Annotated in this window: 1 protein-coding gene; it reads right to left on the bottom strand. The window is 69.6% G+C overall.

What is annotated here, in order from left to right:
- The coding region (locus BKD30_RS07060; RefSeq protein ID WP_159440552.1) for an ATP-binding protein at nucleotides 1-345 on the bottom strand (345 nt) is incomplete at both ends.

Genomic DNA, 345 nt, shown 5'->3' with positions numbered 1-345 from the left:
GGTTGATCCAGTTCGTGGCGGTGTCGAACAGGACCGGGTGCCCGGCCTGGGCGGCTTTGATGCCCAGGCCGATGGCGAGGTGGGTCTTGCCGACTCCGGGCGGGCCGAGCAGGACCACGTTCTCCGCGCGGGCGATGAACGCGGTGGAGGCCAGATGCGCGAGGACGTCGCGGCGCAGCGCTGGCTGGTGATCATGGTTGAAGTCCTCGAGTGTCTTCACGGCTGGGAAGTGGGCTCCGGCCATACGCAAGGTGGTGCCGGAGGCTTCGCGGTCGGCGACTTGGCGTTGCAGGACCGCGGCGAGGTAGGCCTCGTGGGTCCACCCCTCGCTACGCGCCGTGTCGC

The sequence above is a fragment of the Tersicoccus phoenicis genome, assembly GCF_001968835.1.
In the GTDB taxonomy this organism is placed as follows: Bacteria; Actinomycetota; Actinomycetes; order Actinomycetales; family Micrococcaceae; genus Tersicoccus; species Tersicoccus phoenicis.
Note: the sequence above shows the minus strand (reverse complement) of the source record. Positions and strands in the feature narration are given on the sequence as shown.